Below are 18,897 nucleotides of genomic sequence, written 5' to 3'. Positions count from 1 at the left end.
GCGTCCGGCGGCGCGGGAGCCACGGGTGCCGCGGGCGTGGTGGGCACCGCGTCGGGGGCCACGTCCTCGGCGGGACGCGCGATGGGGCGCGCCGGGGGGGTGACAGGCAGCGTGGGGTCCTGGACCCGCGTGGGCGGCGGCGGCGTGAAGGTCCTGGACTGCTCCAGGCCGACGGCCACGCGCAGCTCCGGGACGAAGTGGAGTCCCAGGCCCACGATGAGCGCCACCACTCCCAGCAGGACAATGAACACCAGCAGCGAGCGCAGGAAGCCGCCGCGCGCGGGCGCCGACTCGCGACGCGAGGGACGGGGCGACTCCGCGGACTCCGGCCGCGTCGGCATGGCCTTGCGGCGGGTCTCCTCGCGCGAGTTCCGCGAGGTGGACGACTCGTCCGGATCCACGGCGGGCGTCGTGCGGCTGGACGCGACGGCGCGCATGTTCGTCGCGGTGTTCGGACGCGAGGGCGAGCCCGGCGATGAACCGCGCGCCTTGCGCGAACCCGTGCGGCTCCTGCCGGGATTGGAACCGGTGTCGGAGTCCCGGCGGCCGGACGACACACTGGCCTCCCCCAGGAGGGCTTCGTCCAGCACCACGCGGGCCTGCTGGGGCTCCTCGCGGCGCGAGGTCCGCGGCATGGAGATGCGCGGATGCGTGTCCGCGTGGGCATCGCGGGCGGCCTGGAACTCCTCGGGCTCGGCGGTGATGTAGGGCAGGCCGGCGTCGGACTCCAGGGCCTGGGGATCCACCGAGACCAGCTCGGACTCCGGCCGCGTGTCCTGCATCGTGGGCCGGGGAGCCGGACCGGAGCCCAGCGCCTCCATCTCCACCCGGGCGGACGGCGCGTACGGCGGCCCTCCGGACTGGATGGACGGCACCTGGATGGTGGGCGCGGCGTGCGAGGGGAGCGGCCGGCTGCCGTTCGAAGGCGTCGTCACGCCAGGGCGCGAGGACGACAGGGGCGCGGGCGCCGGACGGCTGCCATTCGAGGGCGTCGTCACCCCGGGGCGCGAGGACGACAGGGGCGCGGGCGCAGGACGGCTGCCATTCGAAGGCGTCGTCACCCCGGGGCGCGAGGACGACACGGACGGCACGGCCACGGCGGTGGGACGCTGGGCCTCCGGGATGCGCGTCTCAGCGACACGCGGCGGATCAAAGGAGCGCGGCAGCGGGTCGGTGGCGCGCGGTTCGGACCCCGAGGGCCAACCGGCCTCGGCGCGGGGTTCCGGCCAGGGATAGGCGCTGGGGGGAAGCTCCTCGTCGTCGAGGAACGGACCGTCCGGCGGCGGCGGCGGCTCCATGAACGGCAGGGAGCCCCCTGAATCGGAGTCGAACTGCGCGGCGCCGAAATCCGCGGACGGCAACGGCGGCGGAGCCACCGGGCGCGACGCATCCGCGGGAACGACGGGGACGGGCCCCTCCACCGACAGCCGGCCCGAAGCCGCGGGCTCCGGCGGACGGAAGGCCGGAATCGCCGCCATGGGGGGCGGCGGCGGAACCATGGAGCGCGGCGGAGGACGGGACTCCGCGGGCGGCGCGGCGCGCGACGGCACCGCGTCCGAGAAGGGCAACGACGCCCCTGAGCCCGCGTCCGCGAACGGGCGCGATGCCGGGGCTCCCGGGGGCGCGGCCTGCGACGGAAGCACCGGCTCCGCGGGCTGCAGCGACGCGGCGCGAGGCGCGGTGGGCTCCGCGACGCCTGTCTCCACGGGCGACAGCGCCTCCGCACGGGGCGCGGTGGGCTCGCCCGTCAGCGGCCCCGGAGTCCCCAGGCTCGAGGACGCATCCGGAGCGGGACGGTCGGAGGGAAGGCGGATGGCGGGCAGGCCCTCCAGGATGGTGGGGCGCTCCATCGCCTCCGCGCGGACCTCCACCGTGGGGGACGGCTCCGACGACGCGGGGCTCGGCCGCGCGCGGGCACGGGCCGCCTCCTCCAGCGCCTCCACCGGGAAGGCGGGGCGGGTGGACTCGTCCATCACCACGCCCGGACGCGTCTCTCCGTCGTCGCGCGCCCCGCCGCCGTCCTCGCGGCTGCGCGGCGTGGGGTGGAAGGACAGCGGCTCCACCGGCCCATCCAGGCGGATGGTCTTCGGTGGCAGCGACGGCATGGTCGGCCGGGGCGGCCCGCCCAGCGCCTCGTAGGCGCCACTGGCGCGGGTCTCGCGCGGCACCTCGCGCAGGGTGGCCAGCAGGCGCCGCTCGGACTGGTAGTCCGCGGAGAAGAGGTCGCGCATGAAGCGGCTGACGCTCTCCGGGCCCGCGCTGGTGTCGATCTCCATCAGGCACGCCTGCAGGCGCCCCCGGAACTCCTCCGCCGTCTGGAAGCGCTGCCCGGGCTCCACCGCCAGCGCCTTCGACACCAACTGCGACACCGACGGCGGCGTCAGCGGCTCCACTTCATTGAGCGCGGGCACCTTCGGGTTCGCCACCGCGGACATCAGCTCGCCCGGCGGCATCGCGTCGAAGGGGTTCTGCCCGGAGATGAGCTCGTAGAGGCACAGGCCCACCGCGTACAGGTCGCTGCGGCGGTCCACCGGCTGGTGCCGGGCCTGCTCGGGCGACATGTAGAGGAACTTGCCCAGGATGATGCTGGGGTTCGTCTTCGCCGCCGACAACCGGCTCTTCGCGAGCCCGAAGTCGATGACCTTCACCTCCCCTTCGTAGGAGATGAGGATGTTCTGCGGCGAGATGTCCCGGTGGACGAGCTTCAGCTCCTTTTCGTCCTCGTCCCGCTTGCGGTGCGCGTACGCGAGCGCGTCCAGCACGCGGCCCATGACGTAGAGGATGAACGTGAGCGGCAGCGGCGTCTGGCGGTCCCGCACCCGCGCGGCCACCTTGCGCAGGTCCTTGCCGTCCACGTACTCGAGGGCCATGTAGGCCTCGTCCTCGTGCAGGCCCATGTCCAGCACCTGCGCGATGGAGCCGTGCCCCAGCCGCACCAGCGTGCGCGCCTCGCCCACGAAGCGTTCGACGAACTCCTGATCCGCCGCGAGCTGCGGGAGGATCTTCTTGATGACGCACAGCTTCTCGAAGCCCTGCGCGCCCTCCAGGCGGGCAAGGTAGATCTCCCCCATGCCGCCGGTGGCCAGGTGCGACAGGAGCGTGTACCGGCCGAAGGGCTGCGGCCGGAAGGGACGCAATCGGGCGGGCTGGGTCGAAGAGCTCATGCGGTGCGGGGGTCCACCACGGGAAGCGCATTGAACCCCGAGCAGGGCTCCGTCTTCAACCCGTCAACCGGCCGCGAGGGCTGCCTCACCGGATACCGGGGTTGGTCAGCATGCCCATGTCCTCTTCAATCACCTCGAAAACCGCCACCTTGTCCTTGGGGGGCCGCACCACCCGCTCCCCCAGGGGCATCACGTCGAAGCGGGCACCGGTCGCCGCCAGCAGCTTGCCCGTCATCAACACCTGACCGGGGGCGGCCGTGGACGCCAGCCAGCCGGCCACGCCCATGCCCTCTCCCACGGCGGTGTACTCCGTGCGGGCGTCGGTGCCGATCATCCCGACCAGCGCCTTGGTGGAGTGCAGCGCGATGCGCAGGTCGCACCGCTCATCCTGGGGACGGCGGGCCATGCCCCGCTCCCAGTCCGCGCGCAGGGCCAGGGCGGCCCGCACCGCGCGCACCGCGTCGTCGCCCTTGGCGTAGGGCACGCCGAAGAGGGCGCGCATGGACTCGCCCATGAAGCCCTCCACGGTCGCCTCGAAGCTGAAGACGATGCCGCTCATGCGCGCATGGAAGTCGTTGAGCAGCTGCGTGGCCCGCGCCGCGCCCAGCCGACTGACCACGGCGCCGAAGTCCGCCAGCTCCGCGTGCAGCACGGTGAGGTTCTTCTCCTCCAGGCCCGGCAGCTTGCCGCCCACGCGCTGGGCCTCGGCGGCGCGGCGCTCGGCCACCTCCGGCGAGTGGAAGCGCTCCAGGTTGCGGCGCAGCCGGTCCGTGCCGGAGCCGTCGCGCACGGCGAAGCGCTGCACGCCGCTCTCCACCAGGTGGGCCACCGCGGTGCAGGTGTCCAGCATCAGCTCCAGGCTGGTTTCGCCTTCGCCCGGGATGTTGACGTAGAGCACGCCCGCGAACGGGGGCTCGGTGCCAATGGGGATGCACAGCACGCGGTCCACGCCGTACATGATGACGCTCTCGCGTCCGGCGAAGCGGCGGTCGTCGCGCACGTCGCCCACCGCGAGCGCGCGGCCCTGGCGGATGGCCTCCTCCACGATGGCGTCCGACACGGGCACCTCGCCCTTGGCGAGCCGTCCCCGGTGCCGCACGGCGGCGGGCACCAGCGGCCCCGCGGCGTGCTTGAGCAGCACCACCGCCGTCGTCGCGTCCGTGCGCTCCAGGAGCCGGTCCATCGCGGACTCCAGGAACGACGTCAGCGTGCGCGCGGTGGCCAGCGCCTCCGCGGTGTGCACCAGCAGCACCAGCGTCTCGTAGGAGACGCGCGGGCTGGCCACGGGCGTGGAGGGCCCCACGGGCGAGGCGCCGGAGAACGCGTCGTCGAACGGCAGCGGGCCCACGTTGTCCAGCAGGCGCAGCACGTCCGCGTCCTTCACGTTCTTGGCCATCAGCACGGACGGACCCACGTCCGTGCCGTGCCCGAAGCGCACGACGCCGCCCGCGCCCAGGTCCATCATCTCCGTGGCGGCGTTCTCCACGGTGTGCGGCTGGCGCACGGCCAGGGTGTTCTCCCCCAGCGCCACCGTGTCGCCCGCGTTCAGGTGCTTGCTGCCCTGGAGCGGCGCGCCGTTCACCCGGCTGCCGTTGCGGCTGCCCAGGTCCTCGATGCGCAGCGCGTCGCCTTCGACATAGATGCGCGCGTGCCGCCGCGACACCAGGTCACCGCCCAGCACGATATCGTTCTCGTCCGCTCGGCCGAGGCTGGTGACGCCCTCGGGCAGATCGTACGACGTGTCGAAGTAGCCGGGCCCGTTGATGATGATCTGCCACATCGGGCACACGACATTACACGACCTCCCAATCTTCCGAGAGTCCGAGACGCTTTCCTGTGACAGACCGGGCGGCCGGGCGCCTCCCGCGTCGCGTCATCCCCCTCCGAGCCCCCGAGTCGGCCAGACCCGGGGTCCGGCTTCACCTGGGAGGTCGCCCTACCGGGGCCGGAGGAGGAAGAGCGAATCACCCACGCGCAGGGTGCGGTACGCGGCGAGCGGCCGGGAGGCAGGGCCCTGGAGGACCCGTCCGTCCAGGCCGAAGCGCGAGCCGTGGCAGGGGCACTCCACCACCCCCAGGGCGCCGTCCCAGGCCACCTCGCAGTCACCGTGCGTGCAGGTGCGCCATATAGCCCGGTAGCAGCCGTCCGCCGCATGCACCACCACCACGTCCAGGAGCGCGGCGGGGACTCGGACGCGGTCATGACCGCCCGGCTCACGCAGGGCCGGGTGTTCGGACAGGGGGACCTCCACCCATCCCTCTTCGGGCGTGCCGGGAGGCCCCGCGTCCTCGCAGACCGCCGGGGCTGGCCCCGCGTCGGGAACCGGCTCCGGGCCGGGCAACGCCACCGCGTCGCGCCAGTCTCCGCCGCAGCCCAGCGCGGCCAGGGCACAGGTGCCGCGCAGCAGCGTGCAGAGTGCTTCGCGGCGGTCCACCCCACCCGGCTCCAGGGACTCCGGAGTCAGTCGGGATGGCTCTCCGCTCACGGAGTGCCCCCGTCGGGAAGCTGTCCGTTCACCACGGCGAGCGCGTCCAGGTCGAAGCCCCCGGAGGTCCCGCCGTAGCTGTTCCCCCCCATGTCGGTGAGGCGCACGAAGCGGGCGCGGACGAGGCCCACGTCCGCCAGGTCGAAGCCATCCCCCCCCGCCACGGCCGGGTCGAGCGGAGAGATGCCGTTGTCCGGAGCGGAGAGCACAGGGTGCAGGCCTGCGCACCCCGTGTAGCTCCCTTCCTTGCTGACCGGGGGGGTGCAGGGGAAGTCATGCCAGGTGGAGCCATCGTCGCTGACGGACACGCGGGCCGGCTCCGCGAAGATGCCACCGCCATACTTCTGGAACGGGTTCTCGAAGACGAGCAGGTCCACGCCCGGCCCATCCACCGCGAGCAGGTCGGTGAACTCCAGGGTGATGGAGCCGCCCCGCCCCAGCGACAGCACGTCGAGCGAACCCGCGTTCTGTCCCGCGCCCACCGGAGGCCCGAACACGACGTCCGGGAAGCGGTCCTGCCCGAAGCCAGCGAAGTCACCGAACGCGTAATCCGTCACCCGGTCAGCAAACGGATCCACGGGACGCACGCCCGCGTCGGTGCCGGCATCCTCCGTGCCGGCATCGACCTGCGTCCCCGCATCATCGGAAGCGCCCGCGTCGGTGCCGGCATCGGCGCGGCTGCCACCATCCACGATGTCGTACTGGGGCAGCGGCATGGAACCACCGTCCCCGCACGAGCACAGAACGAGCAGCGCACCGAGCGCGAGCAGCGGGCGCATGGTCACTGTCCCTGCCGGATGCGCACGAGGCGGCGACCGTTGGCGTCCGTCACGCCCACGAGCAGGTCGGGGCCCAGCGAAGACAGCAGGTCCACGGAGGTGCACGTGTCCGCGACGGTGAGGACCGACTCGCGAGCGCCCACGCTCAGGGGCTGTCCACCGACCAGGGGAGGCGTGAGCTGGAAGCGCGACACGTCGGTGACGACGAAGGTGAAGCTCGCGTCGTAGGCGCCGCGCGCCACCGCCACGCCAGCACCGAAGCCCGTGGCGTTGTTGAAGTCACTGCCCACGTCGACCTGCGGCTCGCCCGTGAGCACCACCGGCGTGCGCGTGGACACCGCCGTCGTCAGCTTCGAGGCCGACACGGCGTAGGCCAGGTTCACGTAGGTCTCCGGCGCCGAGTAGCCGAACACCGCGATGCCGTTGTCCGCGATGGCGGAGAAGCCGCTGGCGCCCACCTGCGCCGGGAAGCTCACCGCCTTCACGGCGGAGAAGGGCTTCGCGGACGTCACCAGCGCGTAGACGCCCAGGCCTTCGGAGACCGTGTCCAGACCGCTACCGTTGATGAAGAACGTGTCGGTGGTGGCCGCGGCGGTGTAGTTGGACGGCGCGTTGACGTAGGTCACGTCGCGCGCGACCGGGTCGAGCACCGCGACGCTGCCCGCGCCACCGGACTTCGTGTAGCCCGCGAGCAGCCGCGTGCCGTCATACGCCAGGAAGTACGACGCGTAGGTGGTGGTGCCGACGGCGCGGTCCGCGGGCGCGAGCACCGTGTCGAGCGCCGCCTCTCCCAGCTTCACGTCCGGCCAGGTGCCCAGCGCGAAGAAGTCGCGGGCCGTGGCCGTCGTGCGCAGCGCGAAGAGCGAATAGGTGGGGCCGGGCGTGGACACCACCGCGACCACCTCGGTGGACAGGGGCGCGGCCTCCGCGACACTGAAGCCCGGCTGCAACTTGAGCGTGCCCAGCTTCTCGTCGCGAGGCACCGTGTCGCACTGCCCGCCGGTGCCACCGTCCGTGCCCGCATCGGAGCCGGTGCCGCCGTCGGTCTCCGTGCCGGCGTCGGTGCCTGCATCGGTCTGCGTGCCCGCGTCGGTGCCGGTGCCCGCGTCGGTGCCGGCATCCGTGCCCGCGTCATCACCGCCGATGGAGAGGTCGACCTGGGAGCACTTCTCCTCCACACAGGCCCAGGCCTTGCCCTCGGGGGGCGTGCCCTGGTCGCGGCAGTCGAAGGGATCCACGCACTCCGAACCGCAGCCCGTGCCGCCCAGCGCCACCACCAGCAGGGCGCCCATCAGCGCCGCGCGCTGGCCCTTCGTTCCCATCCGCTTCGTATCGGTCCGCATCGCGTCCTCGTTCCTGACTTCCGCCCGGAGGCGGAAGAAATCCTGACGGGAGGCGGCACGGGCGCGAGGCATCCGACCCTCCAGCACGCAACGCGCCGAGAGGACCTGCCTACGCCGTCAGCTCCCCGCGGAGGTTCCGGTCTGTCTTCCGTGCCCTCCGTGGAGAGGGACACCGGGTCTTCGCCAGGTCTTCGGACTCGCGGGAACGGGGCTTGGGATGCTTCCGAGCGCCATTCCTGCTCACCGCTGCGGGGCAGTCCCGGAGTTCCACCGGGTTCCCTGGAAGCCCCCACACCCCATGGCGTGAAGGCATCGATGACGGGGCGGGACTATGGCGACCCAGGAGCAATGTCAATGCGGCGCGGGTTCGGCCTGCTTGCCACGCATCAGCACATAGCGCCGCGTGCTGCCATCCACGACGACGGTGGCCACCACCTGCCAGCCTTCCTCGCCCAGGCGCTGGAGTTCGACGAGGTCCTCCTCCGGGCCCTGGCGGGTCACGAAGGTGTACTCGTACGCCGGAGGCGGAGCAGGCACCGCGGGCGGCACGGGCGCGGCGGGCTGCGCGGCCTTCGCAGGCGTGCGCGCGCGCGTCGTCTGTGCCCGGGCAGCGGTGGGGAGGAAGCCAACAGCGGACACACCGGGAAGGACGCCCATCAACACGAGGAGCGAAGCGAGACGACGGTTCATGGAGGCGGACTCCGGGGGAGGACGCCCAGTCATGTAATCCCGGGTCCTCCTCGCCGGAAGCCTCACGGGGACGCAAGGCGCCTCCACGGAGCCACGAGGCTCCCCGGACCGTCCGCTGGAGGACGGCCCGGGGCCCGCGCGAGCCGAGCGCTACGGCAGCTGCACGCCGTTCACCACCGCGACGGCGTCCAGGTCGAAGCCGCCGCTGGTGCCCGCGTACCCGTTGGCGCCGGAGTCCCGGATGCGCACGAAGCGCGCGCGGGTGAGGCCCACGGCGGCCAGGTCGAAGCCGTCCCCGCCCGCCACGGCCGGGTCGGTGGGGGAGATGCCGTTGCCGGGGCTGGAGTACACGGGCGTGACGCCCGCGCAGCCGGGGAAGTTGCCCGCCACGTTCGTGGACGCGCACGGGAACTCGAACCAGGTGACGCCGTCATCGCTGACGGCCACCACGCCCGTCTCCGCGAACGGCCTGCCGCTGGGCTTGAGGAACGCGTTCTCGAAGACGAGCAGGTCCACGCCCGGCCCGTCCGTCACCGCGATGTCAGTGAACTCCAGGACGATGACGCCGCTGTTTCCCAGCGACAGAACGTCCAGCGAGCCCGAACCCGCGCCCGCGCCCTGCGGAGCGCCCAGCACGATGTTCGGCAACTGGCCCTGTCCGAACCCGGCGCCGGTGCCGGGCGTGAAGGAGACGATGTGGTCGGCGAACGGATCCCCCACCAGCCCCAGCTCCTGGCCGGACTCCGGCGCTTCTTCACCCCCGCACGCCACGGACAGGAGGGCGGCGAAGCCCAGGGCGAACGACTTCGACAGAAGGGTGCGCGTCATCACGGCACCTGCCCGATGCGGACCAGCCGCGACCCGTTCTTGTCATCCAAGCTGACGAGCAGATCCGTGCCGATGGAGGTCATCCCCGTCAGGCGCGTGCACTGGTCCACGAAGGTGAGGACCGGCTGACGCGAGCCGACGGTGACGGTGTCCCCCTCGTTCGCCACGGTGAAGGCGAAGCGCGACACGTCGGTGGCGGCGAAGTTGTAGTCGGGCGGAACGTAGTCGCCACGAAGCACCGCCACGCCTTCGCCCTGGCCCGCGGCGGCGACGAAGTTGGAGCCCACGTCGAGCACGGGCTCATCCGCCACGACGAACGGCGTGCTCGTCCGGAGGGCTGCTTCGATCTTCGCCGGAGCCACCGCGTGGCCCACGTTGGCGAAGGTGTCATCGGAGAAGTAGCCGAGCATGGCGACGCCGTTGGTGGCCACGGCGGTGAAGCCACTGCCGCCGGTCGCGGAAGGAAGCGTGCCGACCTTCAGGGACTCGAATGGAGAGGTGTCCGTCTTCAGCGCGTAGATGGCCAGCCCGGCCGACACCGTGTCGAGCCCGCCGCCGTTGATGAGGAACGCACCCGGCACGACGCCCGCGGAGAAGTTGCTCGGCGCGGGGACGTAGGTGGAGGCCGCTGGCGTGACGTTGTCGTAGACCGCCAGCGCCCCCGGGAACCCGGTCCCGGACTTCGTGTAGCCAGTGAGCACGTAACGACCATCCGACTCCACGAAGGAGTTGAGGAAGAGCGTGGCGCTCCGGTCGCCGGGAGCCACCACGTCGAAGAGCGGCGCCGTGCCCAGCGACAACTGCGGCCAGGTGCCCAGCGAGTAGAGCGAGTGAGAACCGCTGGAGCCGGTCGACACCAGCGTGAAGAGCGAATACGTGGGGCCGGGCGTGACCCCCACCGGGCCCGCGGCCGCCGGCAGCGAGGCTGACTCACCGGCCACGTACTCCGCCGCGAGCTGGAGCGTGCCCAGCTTCGGGTCATACGTGGCGCTCAAGCACGGGTCGGAGGGGCCAGCGTCGGGCTCCGTACCCGCGTCCGTCTCCGTGCCCGCGTCGGTCTGCGTTCCCGCATCCGTCTGCGTTCCGGCGTCGGTCTCCGTGCCGGAATCCACCGACGCGCCCGCATCGGTGCCGGTGCCCGCGTCCGTCTCCGTGCCTGCGTCAGGCACCGCGATGGGCTTCAGCTCACAACGCTGTTCGACGCACGCGTAGCGCTGGCCCGCTGGCGGCGTCCCCTTGTCGCGGCAGTCGAAGTCATCGACGCACTCGTCCGCGCACCCCGTGCCGGTCAACGCCAACGCGAAGGTCGTCAGCACCAGCGCGAGTCCCCGCCCCGAAATCATCCGCTCTGTCTTCATCCGCGACTGCTCCCTTGCATCGCCCCCACGGGCGAGGTGATTCCAAGGGAGGGCGAACGGAGGGCGGACCGCGAACGGGAGGACACGTCAGGACACGACACGCCGCGTGAGCGGAAGACCCCCGTCACCTCCCCTCGGAGGCTCCGGTATGACCATGCCCGGAGGCATGGGTCGTGGCAGGTCTTCGGACTCGCAGGCGCGGGTGGGTCCTCATCGGATCCACCCCTCTACTGACCGTCGCTTCCCAACCCCCTCAAGGGGCCAGTGCTTGCGGGGACGGTGTTCGTTCCTGCTTACCGCTGCGGGGCAGTCCCGGATTCACACCGGGTTCCCTTTAAACTCCGCCTCTGCGTGAGGCGGAGTACCGACGACGCGCGGTGACGTATGGCGGAAGGCCAGGCTTGTCAACACGAGCGCGGGCAACGCCTCACGGCACCGCGACGATGTCGATGGCATTGGACACCGCGCGCCGTGGATCCACCGGACACGCGTCCAGCGCAGCGCCCTTCGCCTCCGGCGTGGAGTTGCCGCGCCGCTCCACGAACTTCCCGTCGCGCACCTCCACCACGAACACACGGCCCGCGTTCACGTCCGTGACGTACACGGCATTGCCCACCACCGTGAGCCGTCCGCCCACCGCGAGGTTGCAGCCCTGCTCCGGTCCCCCGGTGCAGCCCGGTGACAGCGCGTAGGACGCAACCGGCTGGTCGTCCTTCACCAGCACCAGCCCGGTGGCCCGCACGGCCTTCGCCTGGTAGCCGCCCGCGGTGTCGAAGTGCGCCTCGCCCAGGCAGCTCACCACCAGGGAGTCGCCTACCGCCTGCACGTCGCCCGCGTTGAGACAGTCCTGGGCCCCCAGGTCGATGGCGTGCACGCCGCCATCCGCCGGGTCGATGCGCGCGAGCATGCCGGGGCCGTTGGGCAGGTAGTCGTTCGCGGGGTTCAGGTTGGTGAGCGCGACATAGACGCCCGCGTCCGTCGACACGGCCGCGTACGGAAGCGCCATCGTCGTCCCACCGTCGAAGGACTTCAGGTCCAGGCCGGTGAGCGGAATGGAATCCACCAGCCGGGGGCGCTCCGGGTCGCTCACGTTGACGCGCGCCACGGCGTTGCCCTGCTGGAAGTCGGAGCCCGCGTTGCCGAACAGCGGGATGTAGAACGTGTCGCCGCGCTTCGCGATGACCTGCGGGCTGGTGTTCGCGCCCAGGTTCACCTGCCCCACCGTGCGCAAGCCCAGCCCACCGCCCTGCGCGGGCCCTTCGCGCTTGAGCACCTGGAGCGTGTTGTTCACGGAGTCGACGACATACACATACGGAGGGTCCACGAGGATGTCATTGGGCGACGAAGCCACCGCGCCCAGCGAGTCCTCCTCCACCAGGGTCCCCAGCGCGCCCGCCAGCGCCTGCGACAACACCGAGCGCGCCGCGTCCGCCGCAATCACCACGCCGTCCCACACCGCCAGCGACTGCACGCCCGAGCCGAACTGCCGCCGGGGCCCCATCCGGTCCGTGCCCGCCTGGATGCCGACGAGCTGCCCGTTGGTGTAGCAGGCCGCCACCACGTCATACATGCACCGGCCCGCATGGCAGGACTGCACGTCCGGACACGCCGCGCCGCACGCGCCACAGTTCAGCGGGTCGCTCGCGAGGACGGCGCAACCGCCATTGCAGCGCTCAGCGCCCGGTGAGCAGGCCTCCGCGCAGGCGCCGGCGTTGCACACCTGATCCGCGGGGCACGCGTTGCCGCAGGCTCCACAGTTGCGCGCATCGGTCGCGAGGTTGATGCACGCTTCACCGCAGGCCGGTGCACCGATGAGGCATTCACACGCGCCCGCCTGACACGTCTCCCCTGCCCCGCATCGGACGCCACAGCCGCCGCAGTTGAAGGGGTCGCCCTGGAGGTCCGAGCACTCGGAGCCGCAGACGTCGAGTCCGGACGTGCACAGGACCTTCTCCTCCGGACAGCCGGTGAGGACCGAAGCGACCAGGGCCGACAGCAGCAGCCCGAACCACCGCGACCGCGCATCAGAGAGGGGACGCGACATGGGAGTCCTCGGAGGAAGCGGTGCGGAGGGGTTCGAGCGCCATGGAGAACGTCACATAAGCGGCGCGGCCGGGCAGCGGCATTCCGGTGTAGTCGGCGGTCCGCGCGTCCAGCAGGTTCTTGATGTCGAACGACACGGTGAGGTCCGGCCGGTGCAGGAAGGTGCTGGACGCGCCCACGGACACCCATGTGCGCGAAGGCAGCGACAGGCGCGTTTCGCCCACGCGGTTGATGAGCTGCGCGGATTGGATCAGCACCTCGGTGCGCCCGTTGAGCCAGTCCGGTCCCGCGCGCAGGCGCCCCACCCACTTGTGGCGCGGACGGTAGGGCAGCTCCTTGCCGAAGTAGCGGGGGTCGCCGTAGCGGTTCTGCGTGCGGGTCCACGCGTAGCTGGTGGTCGCGGTGAGCCACGTGCGCGGACGGGCTTCGACCTCCAACTCCGCGCCCCACACGCGCGCGGCGGCGAAGTTGTAGGGCTTCGCGAGCATCGGCGGATACATCTCGTAGGCGATGAGGTTCTCGTACACCGCCGCGAAGCCGCCCGCGGTGATGCTCCACGCATCGTCGTGCCACAGGCCCGCCGCATCGACGGACAGGGCGCGCTCGGGCTTGAGCTCCGGGTTGGGCAGCAGCAATCCCTGACGGATGTACAGCTCCAGGAACGATGGCGCGCGGTGGGACTGGCCCGCGTTGGCGCGCACGCCGAAGCCTCGGCCCAGGTCCACGCTCGCGCCCAGCTTGGGCGACAGCAACGAGTACTGGCCCACGCGCTCCACGCGCAGCGACGGCACCACCTTCACGCGTTCGGAGAACAGGGACAGCTCATCCGTGGCCATGACGCTCGCGCGCCACCATGACGCGGCCTGCGCGCCCGTGGCCTGCGTGACGGCCTCCGATGAAGCCGCGAGCGTGACGGCCAGCGCGTTGCGGCTGCCCACCACCGCGCGGCCCTCCAGCTCCACGCCGCCCACGGTGTAGCGCTGGGCGCCGGCATCGACGCCCGTCGAACCGCCGAGAATGTCCATCCAATCGCGCCGGAAGAAGCCGCGAGCACTGGCCTCGCCCGTGTCCCCGAAGGGCCGGCCCCAGCGGGCGCCCAGCGACACGCGGGTCTGGTCCTGCCGGCGGGAGAGCTGCGGGTTCTGCACCGTGCCCGCGAGCGCCCGGTCCTCCAGGGACAGCTCCGCCAGCAGGTCCACGCGCCCGCCGCTGTCCAGGCCGCGCTGGTACTTCACGAGCGCACCACCGCCGCGAGCATCGTTGCGGGTGCGCACCTCCTGCGTGAGCGGGTTGTCATCCAGCGCTGGCAGCTCATCGACGCGGAAGCTGAAGTTCCCCTGCGAGCGACCGCCATGCAGCAACACCAGCGCCCGCCCATCGAGCAGCGCACCCGACGCGGCGACATGGCCCATCACCGTGTCGAAGCTGCCGTAGGTGACCTCGCCGCTGGAGACCAGTCGCGAGGACGGAGCGCGGGTGACGATGTTGACCGCGCCGCCCAGGCCGCCCGCGCCGTAGCGGGCCCCCGCCGCGCCGCGAAGGATCTCCAACCGCTCCACCAGCGCGACGGGAACGAGCGACAGGTCCGCGATACCGCCCGCGCCGTTGAGCGGAATCCCATCCAGGAACACGAGCACGCCATTGGACGAGGCACCGCGCACCACGAGGCTCTTGCTCTGCCCATACCCGCCGGAGTCCTGCACGACGAGGCTCGCGGATCCGCCGAGCAGCTCCGCGGTGTCACGCGCTTCGCCCGCGCGTTCGCGGGCATCGATGACGGTGATGGCGCCGGTGGGGTCGCGGCGCTGCACGGCATCCGGAGGCGCGTCGGGAATCGCCTTCCCGATGACGTCCACGGTGGGGAGGATGAACTCAGGAAGCGCCGGCTCTTCGGGGGCGGGCTCGGACGCAGCGGGTTCCTGCCCGGCGTGGGCGAGTCCCGGGAAGCTGAGCACCAGACCCAAGAAGGCCCGGGCGAGAAGCGAGCGCCACATGCTCCGCCTTCCGCTCCCTCCATCGAAGAGAGAAGGCCTCGCGGAGTGTCCCATGTGAGGACACGGCCGCACCCCTGGGCAGGTCTCCTGGCTGACGGACTCCAGACCTGGGCGCACGTTGCGCCCTTCTGGAAGGAACCCTCCACCTTCCCTTCGCGTCCGGTGACGCGAAAGTGGTGACAGCCGAGGCTTCCGGCCCTGGACCTCAGGGCGACCCGTACACAGTGGCGGGACCGCGCCGGACTCGCACCGGCTTCCCTCTTGAAAGCCCGACATGGGCACCCAAGGGCCCGGCCGTTCTAGGAGGTCACCCCAGGCCCGTCAAGGCGCGCCCCTCGCATCCAGAATTGAATATTTCAATACACCGCGCGTCCGGAGACCGTTCCCAACAGCCCTGAGACCCACGCATGCCCCCAATGCACCGCGGGACGCGCGCCAGCATCGCTCTGGCCGCGGCCCTGTTTCCGTTCTGCGTCTTCGCTGCGCCCGTCAGTGTTCAGGTGTCCCGCTGCGAGAGCAGCGTGACCGACGCCCCCCAACTGACCCCCGAGCGGCTCCAGGCGCGCACCACCTTCGGGCTCGGCAAGGCCGCCCCGCTCGCTCCGGACAAGGCCACGGTGGCGACCACGGCGGACAGCGCGGATGTCCTCGTCGTCGGAAAGCTGTCGCACAAGGGGCCAAAGTTCCGGCTCGTCTACCTGCTCCAGTCGCGGCAGGACCCCACGCTCCACACCCAGCTCGCCTACGAGTTCGCCAATCCCAGACTGAGCGACAAGGGCGCGACGTCCATGGGCCAGGACATCCTCAAGGCGGCGAGCGCCCTCGAGGAGAAGCGCCTGGCCCAGGCCGCTGCCATCCCCGCGGCACCGACCGTCTCCACGGCCCCGAGCCCCGCGCCCACCGTCGCGGCGGCCCCCGAACCGAAGGCGCCTGTCCTGGCCGCGGCGGCCCCCGTGCCCTCCTCCGAGGCCCAGGATGGGTATGCGCCCTACGGTGAAGAGCCGGCCCTCAAGCTGCGCCAGCAGCCCGTCGTGGTCATCCACCTGGGGCTCGCGGGATTGATGGGAACGGGTCCCACGACCTATGGCGGCGGCCTCATCCTCGAGCCCAAGTGGAACATCACGGACAAGATCGCCGCGGGGGTCCGGCTCGAAGTGGGGATCGCCGGCGGCGGCAGCGCCGGAAATGGCAGTGCGACGGTCTCCACGGCCGTGGCCGTGGCGAGCCTCCTCAAGGGCGAGTACCTCTTCCGTGACAGCGGCGTCCGCCCGTTCCTGGGCCTGGGCGCCGGGGTGTACACGCTGGCCAACCAGTCCGTGGCCGCGGGCAATGGCGGCGCGGGGGTCGCCCAGTCGGGCGGCAGGTTCTTCGGCGTCGCGCCCCAGGCGGGCATCGACTTCGGCGGCATCCGGCTCGCAGCGTCCTACAACCACATCCTGGGCGCGGACATCGTCGTCGAGCAGAACGTCAACGCGGGCATCGAGCCGGAGCGCATCAAGCGCAACTACTTCCTGCTGGAGCTGTCGTTCCGCATCGCGAAGTTCGGCAGGGTGAACAAGCCCATGCCCATGCCCGCCGAGCAGTACTGACCCGCTTCGGCTCGCCCGAACTCCGGGTGCCCGAAAGGCTGACGCCAGGTGCGCTACGTTCACCCGTGCCATGGGCATTCGCTTCGCCATCCAATGCCTGTGAGTCCCGCTGCTGTTGGCCCTGGGTGCCTGCTCGCCCAGCCATGTGCAGCGGACCGCCCAGGTGCGGGTGCTGGCGGATTCAGCGCGTTACTCCGAGGCGAGGAAGGAGCTGGCCGCGGAGGCCGAACGCTCCTCGCTGGATGCGCTGCTGGTCGCGGTGGATCAAGGCGCACTGCTGCACCGGGCGGGAGATTGGGAACAGAGTGCGAGGGTCCTGAACGAGGCGGCGGCGCTCGCGGACGCCCGGGAGACGGTGTCGCTGTCCCAGGAGTTCTTCGGGAGCGCTCCCTGGCGGATGGGGACGCTGGAGCGGCAGACGTTGCATGCCCTGAACGCACTGAACCAGCTCCAGTTGGCGCGGCCCGAGGAGGCGGCGGTGGAGGCGCGCCTCACGAACGCGCTGCACCTGCGGCAGCACCTGGAAGCGCGTCACCGGACGGAGCTGGAGCGGAGCCTCGCGCTCGTGCCCTTCGACGAGGACTTCCGCGCGCGGGCTCTTCCCGTCGTCGTGACCGATGCGGGCGCCAGCCGCACGCGTTCAGGCCTGGCCGCATCGGGTGACTCGAGTTCGTCCGCGAATTCCCCCCAACAACGCCGCGTGGAGCGCCTCGAAGGGACCGGCGCCCAGCGTGCGCCGCAAGCGCTCCTGCGCCGCCTCCCATTGAGGGTAGGCCGACTCAATCATGCGCGCCCCTGCGCGGGTCAGGAGCACGACACGGGAGCGCGCATCGTGAGGAGAACGCGCGACCCGCAGCCAACCCGCTTTTTCGAGCGGCACCACGTTCCGACTCAGCGTCGTCTGATCCAAGGCGAGGGCCTTCGCCAGCTTGCCAATGGGCGCACCGCTTTCGCCGCAGGTGCCAACGGCCACCAGCACGAACAGTTGGGAGACCTGGATGCCGAGCGGCCGCATGGCGTCATCGTAGGTGCGCGTCAGCAGGCGGGCCGCCTGGCGAACGCGATGCCCGGCGCAGTCGCGCTGCATCGCCCTCGCCGTCTTGGAGCTTGGAGAAGTCGCCCATCGGGTGCGTAGATGCATATGCATGGGCATGGTTCGCCCATGAGACTCGCGGCGGACGCGGCGATGGTCGGATTGAACCTGGGCATGGTCGCGCTGATGGGCGTGGGCGTCGCACGCAGCGCGCGACGCAGCGGGCGCGAAGCGCCGTCCGCCACGCGGTTGGGGCTCGCTGTCGTGTCTGTGTTCGCGCTCTGGCTGGGAGCGACGGCCCTGCTCGCATCCTCGGGCGTGCTGTCGGTCCAGAGCGCGCGTCCGTCGCCGTGGCCGCTCCTTCCGCTGAGCGCCATCACGGTGCTCCTGGTCCTGGGTCGAACGCCTCTCGCGAAGACGCTGCTCGCGAACACCCCTCGTTACTGGCCGATCGCCGCGCAGAGCTTCCGCATCGCCGTCGAACTCATCCTCTTCGCGTGGCATCAGGACGGACGAGCCCCCACCCAGGTCACCTTCGAGGGACGGAACTTCGACATCCTCGTCGGACTGACCGCGCCCCTGGTGGCGTGGCTCGTCGCCACGAATCGGGTGGCGCCGAAGCTCGTCCTGCTCTGGAACGTGCTGGGGCTCGCGGTCCTCGCCAACACCATCTTCACGGTCGCGACCTCGGCGCCGGGCCCGCTGCATCTGGACTGGCCCGGGGTGCCCTTCACCGCGATCGCGACCTGGCCCGTCATCTGGCTGCCGGCGCTGCTCGCACCACTCGCCGTGTTCCTGCACGTGATGTCCCTCTGTCAGAACCGCATCGTGTCCAGCTAAGGGCTCTCCCGCGCTTTGTGTGGATTCACCGCAAGGCGGTCTTGGGTGATGAAGAGCGGGATGAGGCTCCCAGTTGGGGACGCATGGCGCGAACCTGTCCGACAGTCGGACAGGTTCTGGCGAGCCGCCGCCGGGGCGTCCTCATGGACCCGGTCTGGGGATGCGGCGGTCATCCGCAACGCGGGCGGTCGCGTCACCCAGGCCGTCATCGACGAGCTGGCGCTCATCACCTTCCTGTCGGAGACGAAGTTGAAGCCCGAAGGCCCCTTGTTCGAAGTGGCCGTCATCCACCACCGCGGCCCGTAAGCATCCGATGCGCCTGACGGGCGAAGCCCGACCCGTCAGGTCTCTCACCCGCCAAGACGACCGCTGGAGCATCCACGCCCATCCTCGCGCGTGGACGCCGCATGCGTGCGTGCACGGTGCCTCGCAGGTGTCCTCCGAGGAGGAAGCCCCTGGCACGCGGACTGCTCATGCCCTGACGCGACCTCAGGCGGTCGAAGCCAGCGAGGTGCCCGGGCCGTGGTGGCGCGGGCGTGAAGGGGAAGGGTTGAAGAAGATGCTGACGGCGGGGAAGCGGTTGGCGGTGTTCTCCATCCGCGAGGGCAAGGGCGGGAGCATCTGGGTGCGCGCCGGCAGCGCGTTCGTGAACAAGGACGGTTCGCTCAACGTGCTGTTGGACGTGCTGCCCCTGGACGGGAAGCTGCACGTGCGCGAGGCGGCGGAGGGGCGCTTCGCGGGCGAGTCGGGG

Annotated in this window: 15 protein-coding genes and 3 riboswitches; of the genes, 4 read left to right on the top strand and 11 right to left on the bottom strand. The window is 71.4% G+C overall.

Annotation, left to right across the window (positions count from 1 at the left end; genetic code table 11):
- From D7Y13_RS47145 to D7Y13_RS21655, 10 genes are all read right to left on the bottom strand, one after another.
- Positions 1–3,071 (bottom strand): serine/threonine-protein kinase (locus D7Y13_RS47145; protein ID WP_439329233.1); only part of this gene is annotated, 3,071 nt, incomplete at its 3' end.
- A gap of 178 nt (positions 3,072–3,249) precedes the next feature.
- Positions 3,250–4,944 carry an adenylate/guanylate cyclase domain-containing protein gene (locus D7Y13_RS21695; RefSeq protein ID WP_120584960.1) on the bottom strand — a complete coding sequence of 565 codons (1,695 nt, stop codon included), beginning with the start codon at positions 4,942–4,944 and terminating at the stop codon, positions 3,250–3,252.
- Between the two features lie 156 nt (positions 4,945–5,100).
- On the bottom strand, positions 5,101–5,649 hold the full coding sequence (locus D7Y13_RS21690; RefSeq protein ID WP_233595790.1) for a QcrA and Rieske domain-containing protein: 549 nt from the start codon (positions 5,647–5,649) through the stop codon (positions 5,101–5,103).
- On the bottom strand, positions 5,646–6,428 hold the full coding sequence (locus tag D7Y13_RS21685) for a cell surface protein (RefSeq protein WP_120584961.1): 783 nt from the start codon (positions 6,426–6,428) through the stop codon (positions 5,646–5,648). Before D7Y13_RS21685 ends, D7Y13_RS21690 begins: the two co-directional genes overlap by 4 nt.
- A gap of 2 nt (positions 6,429–6,430) precedes the next feature.
- Positions 6,431–7,771, bottom strand: coding sequence for a hypothetical protein (locus D7Y13_RS21680; RefSeq protein ID WP_120584970.1), 1,341 nt, complete (start codon positions 7,769–7,771; stop codon positions 6,431–6,433).
- 165 nt (positions 7,772–7,936) lie between these two features.
- Positions 7,937–8,103: riboswitch (cobalamin riboswitch) on the bottom strand.
- A gap of 19 nt (positions 8,104–8,122) precedes the next feature.
- Positions 8,123–8,461: a hypothetical protein gene (locus D7Y13_RS21675; RefSeq protein WP_120584962.1), complete on the bottom strand. Its 339-nt coding sequence runs from the start codon at positions 8,459–8,461 to the stop codon at positions 8,123–8,125.
- Between the two features lie 150 nt (positions 8,462–8,611).
- Positions 8,612–9,289, bottom strand: coding sequence for a cell surface protein (locus D7Y13_RS21670; RefSeq protein WP_120584971.1), 678 nt, complete (start codon positions 9,287–9,289; stop codon positions 8,612–8,614).
- The gene (locus D7Y13_RS21665; RefSeq protein ID WP_120584963.1) at positions 9,289–10,647 is read right to left on the bottom strand and encodes a hypothetical protein; all 1,359 of its coding nucleotides are present in this window, start codon (positions 10,645–10,647) and stop codon (positions 9,289–9,291) included. The genes D7Y13_RS21670 and D7Y13_RS21665 overlap by 1 nt, the downstream gene beginning before the upstream one ends.
- A gap of 158 nt (positions 10,648–10,805) precedes the next feature.
- Positions 10,806–11,032: riboswitch (cobalamin riboswitch) on the bottom strand.
- Between the two features lie 42 nt (positions 11,033–11,074).
- The gene (locus D7Y13_RS21660) at positions 11,075–12,691 is read right to left on the bottom strand and encodes an MXAN_6577-like cysteine-rich protein (protein WP_120584964.1); all 1,617 of its coding nucleotides are present in this window, start codon (positions 12,689–12,691) and stop codon (positions 11,075–11,077) included.
- Complete coding sequence (locus D7Y13_RS21655) at positions 12,672–14,684, bottom strand: TonB-dependent receptor plug domain-containing protein (RefSeq protein WP_120584965.1); 2,013 nt, start codon at positions 14,682–14,684, stop codon at positions 12,672–12,674. Before D7Y13_RS21655 ends, D7Y13_RS21660 begins: the two co-directional genes overlap by 20 nt.
- A gap of 60 nt (positions 14,685–14,744) precedes the next feature.
- A riboswitch (cobalamin riboswitch) is annotated at positions 14,745–14,985 on the bottom strand.
- A 220-nt stretch (positions 14,986–15,205) separates the two neighbouring features.
- On the opposite strand from D7Y13_RS21655, the gene D7Y13_RS21650 reads away from it, so the two are divergent.
- Positions 15,206–16,273, top strand: coding sequence for a hypothetical protein (locus D7Y13_RS21650; RefSeq protein WP_147444426.1), 1,068 nt, complete (start codon positions 15,206–15,208; stop codon positions 16,271–16,273).
- Between the two features lie 640 nt (positions 16,274–16,913).
- Here D7Y13_RS21650 and D7Y13_RS49025 read toward each other — a convergent pair.
- On the bottom strand, positions 16,914–17,288 hold the full coding sequence (locus D7Y13_RS49025) for a MarR family winged helix-turn-helix transcriptional regulator (RefSeq protein WP_369333597.1): 375 nt from the start codon (positions 17,286–17,288) through the stop codon (positions 16,914–16,916).
- Positions 17,289–17,435: 147 nt separating this feature from the next.
- Between D7Y13_RS49025 and D7Y13_RS45780 the strand changes: the two genes are divergently transcribed.
- From D7Y13_RS45780 to D7Y13_RS21625, 3 genes are all read left to right on the top strand, one after another.
- Positions 17,436–18,146 carry a DUF8737 domain-containing protein gene (locus tag D7Y13_RS45780; RefSeq protein WP_158620439.1) on the top strand — a complete coding sequence of 237 codons (711 nt, stop codon included), beginning with the start codon at positions 17,436–17,438 and terminating at the stop codon, positions 18,144–18,146.
- 60 nt (positions 18,147–18,206) lie between these two features.
- A complete protein-coding gene (locus tag D7Y13_RS21630) occupies positions 18,207–18,452 on the top strand; it encodes a carbonic anhydrase (protein WP_120584968.1) in 246 nt (81 codons plus the stop codon).
- Positions 18,453–18,705: 253 nt separating this feature from the next.
- Positions 18,706–18,897: hypothetical protein (locus D7Y13_RS21625; protein WP_120584972.1), on the top strand; the 192-nt coding region annotated here is incomplete at its 3' end.

This window comes from Corallococcus praedator (assembly GCF_003612125.1).
GTDB lineage: Bacteria > Myxococcota > Myxococcia > Myxococcales > Myxococcaceae > Corallococcus > Corallococcus praedator.
Note: the sequence above shows the minus strand (reverse complement) of the source record. Positions and strands in the feature narration are given on the sequence as shown.